A 2,761-nucleotide genomic window follows, 5' to 3' on the forward strand; every position below is an offset into this window, starting at 1 on the left:
CCGAGACCTCGGCCGCGGGGTGCAGCAGCGTGCGGCGGCGGTCGGACGGGTCGGGCTCGGCGCGGACGACGCCCGTGTCGCGCAGCCGCGCGACGCAGTTGGAGACCTGGCTCTGCACCAGGCCGGCCCTCCTGGCGATCTCGGTAACCGTCGTGCCCGGGTGCTCGCGGATGTCCTCGGCGACGATCAGCACGGTGCTGGTGCTGGTCGGGTGCTCGCCGACGCCCTCGGTCGGGATCGCGGCCTCGGCGATCTTCTGGAGGCGGCGGCCCAGCAGGTACAGCTCGGTGACGTTCACGGTCCGAGATTACATCACTCAGAGATGCATCTCTATTGATACATCTCAAAAGATGCATTACCGTCGGCGGCATGACGAAGTGGCGCGGCAACCCCTGGGCCGTCCTGGCGACGCTCTCCCTCGGGTTCTTCATGACCCTGCTCGACATGACGATCGTGAACATCGCGGTCCCGGACGTGATGCGCTCCCTGCACACCGGCCTCGACCAGGTGCTCTGGACGGTCGGCGGGTACACGCTCGTGCTCGCCGTCCTGCTGGTGACGGCGGCGCGGCTCGGCGACCTGCGCGGCCAGCGGACCCTGTTCGCCGCGGGCGTCGTCGTCTTCACCGTCGCGAGCGCGGCGTGCGGCCTCGCCCCGGATATCGGGACGCTGATCGCCGCGCGCCTCGTCCAAGGGCTCGGCGCGGCGCTGCTCACCCCGCAGACCATGGCGCTGATCGTCGCGACCTTCCCGGCGGACCGGCGCGGGACGGCGCTCGGCGTCTGGGGCGCGGTCGCGGGCGTCGCGACGCTGACCGGCCCGACGCTCGGCGGGCTGCTGGTCAGCGCGGCGGGCTGGCGCTGGGTCTTCCTCGTCAACATCCCGGTCGGCGTCCTGGTGCTCGCGATGACCTTCCTGTTCGTCCCGGACGTGCGGACCGGCCGCGCGCACCGCCTCGACCTGCCCGGCGTCCTGCTCTCCTCGGCGGCCGTGGCCTGCCTGACCTTCGCGCTGATGGAAGGCGACCGGTACGCGTGGCGGCCGTGGATCTGGGTGCTCGCCGCCGCCGGCGTCCTGCTCGGCGGACTGTTCGCCCGGCACCAGGCCGGACGCCAGGACCGCGAGCCGCTGATCCCGTTCGAGCTCTTCCGCGACCGCGGCTTCGCGCTGCTGACCGTCCTGATGGGCGTGATCGGCGCGGCGCTGGTCGGGGCGGTCCTGCCGCTCGGGCTGTTCCTCCAGGAGCAGCTCGGCCTCAGCGCCGTCCACGCCGGGCTCGCGCTCGCGCCGTCCCCGCTCGTGTCGCTGCTGGTGTCCCCGTTCGCCGGGCGGCTGAGCGACCGGATCGGCGGACGGCGCGTCCTGCTCGCGGGCCTGCTCGCCTTCGCCGCCGGGCTCGCCGCCGTGTCGCTGCTGGTCGGCGGCGACGCGCACGCCTGGACGTTCACCGCGCCGCTGATGCTGATGGGCCTCGGCACCGGATGCATGATCGCGCCGCTCTCCGCCGAGGCCATGCGCGGCGTCCCGCCGCGGCTGGCGGGGTCGGCGTCGGGCGTCAGCAACTCCGCCCGGCAGCTCGGATCGGTGCTCGGCACCGCCGCGACCACCGCGCTCATGGCGGTCGGGACGCCGCTCGCCGGCGTCCACCTGGCGCTCGCGCTGCCGGTCGCGCTGCTCGCGCTCGCGGCCGGGGCGCTGCTGGCGACCCGCCCGCGCGTGACCGCCGTCGCCTGAGAACAGCGCGACGTGGAGACGGATATGTCGCCCGCTTCGCGTACTTTGCTCCGCATGGAACTGGTGGTGTCCTCCTACGCCGACCCGGTCGCCCGGAAGCTGATCGGCGAGCTGCAGCAGGAGTACGTCGTCCGCTACGGCGGCCCGGACGAGACGCCGGTCGACCCGGCCGAGTTCGCCGCGCCGCTCGGGCACTTCCTCGTCGGACGGGTCGACGGCGACCCCGTCGCGTGCGGCGGATGGCGCGCGCACGACGCGTCCGAGCCCGGCTTCCTGGACGGGGACGCCGAGCTCAAGCGCATGTACGTCGTCGCGCGGGCCCGCGGCCGTGGGTTCGCGCGGGAACTGCTCGCCGCGCTGGAGGCGTCCGCGCGGGCGGCGGGACGCGTGCGCATGGTCCTGGAGACGGGCACCGCCCAGCCGGAGGCGATCGCGCTGTACGGCTCGTCCGGATACGAGGAGATCGAGAAGTTCGGCTTCTACAGCTGCTCCGAGTCGAGCCGCTGCTTCGGCAAACTCCTCTAGCGCCCGCCCCGCCCCGGTCCGCGCCCCGCGTCCCGCGCCCCGCCCGGCTACGCCGACACGTGGCGTCCGGCGATCCGCAGGTGGCGCTGGGGGCCGCCGACCCACGCCCAGCCGGTCTCCTCGCTCTCCTTGTGGGCCAGGTCGATCTCGAAGAACTCGCCCGGCGGGATCAGCGCCCGGTGCGTCCGGACGAAGCTGCGGTACAGGAACCCGCTGGTCACGAAGCCGAGGTCGGCGCCGTGCCCGGCGACCAGGTCGCGGAAGGCCGGGGCGTCCAGCATCCGCGCGAGCCGCACGAACCCGTCGCCGTCCAGGCCCCCGCCGTCTTGCATGACCAGGCCGAGCGTGGCGGCGGCGCGCAGCCGGAGCCGGCCGTCCTCGGTCCGCGCCTCGTTGCGCGCGCGGAGCCGCCGGGCGAGCTGCTGGACGAGCTCGCCGACGATCAGCCCGCAGTCGGCGTCCGGCGGCGCGGCCAGCACCAGCCCGTCGCCGGTGTCGCGGG

At 74.4% G+C, this 2,761-nt stretch carries 4 protein-coding genes; 2 read left to right on the top strand and 2 right to left on the bottom strand.

Annotation, left to right across the window (positions count from 1 at the left end):
• The coding region (locus AB0J52_RS34955; RefSeq protein ID WP_500187181.1) for a MarR family transcriptional regulator at positions 1 to 298 on the bottom strand (298 nt) is incomplete at its 3' end.
• Positions 299 to 369: 71 nt separating this feature from the next.
• Between AB0J52_RS34955 and AB0J52_RS34960 the strand changes: the two genes are divergently transcribed.
• Together AB0J52_RS34960 and AB0J52_RS34965 are read left to right on the top strand one after the other, a co-directional pair.
• On the top strand, positions 370 to 1,734 hold the full coding sequence (locus AB0J52_RS34960) for a DHA2 family efflux MFS transporter permease subunit (RefSeq protein ID WP_500187183.1): 1,365 nt from the start codon (positions 370 to 372) through the stop codon (positions 1,732 to 1,734).
• 54 nt (positions 1,735 to 1,788) lie between these two features.
• Positions 1,789 to 2,259, top strand: a complete 471-nt coding sequence (locus AB0J52_RS34965) for a GNAT family N-acetyltransferase (protein ID WP_500187184.1) — start codon at positions 1,789 to 1,791, stop codon at positions 2,257 to 2,259.
• A 47-nt stretch (positions 2,260 to 2,306) separates the two neighbouring features.
• Here AB0J52_RS34965 and AB0J52_RS34970 read toward each other — a convergent pair.
• The coding region (locus tag AB0J52_RS34970) for a hypothetical protein (protein ID WP_500187186.1) at positions 2,307 to 2,761 on the bottom strand (455 nt) is incomplete at its 5' end.

The organism is Spirillospora sp. NPDC049652 (assembly GCF_040675125.1).
GTDB lineage: Bacteria > Actinomycetota > Actinomycetes > Streptosporangiales > Streptosporangiaceae > Spirillospora.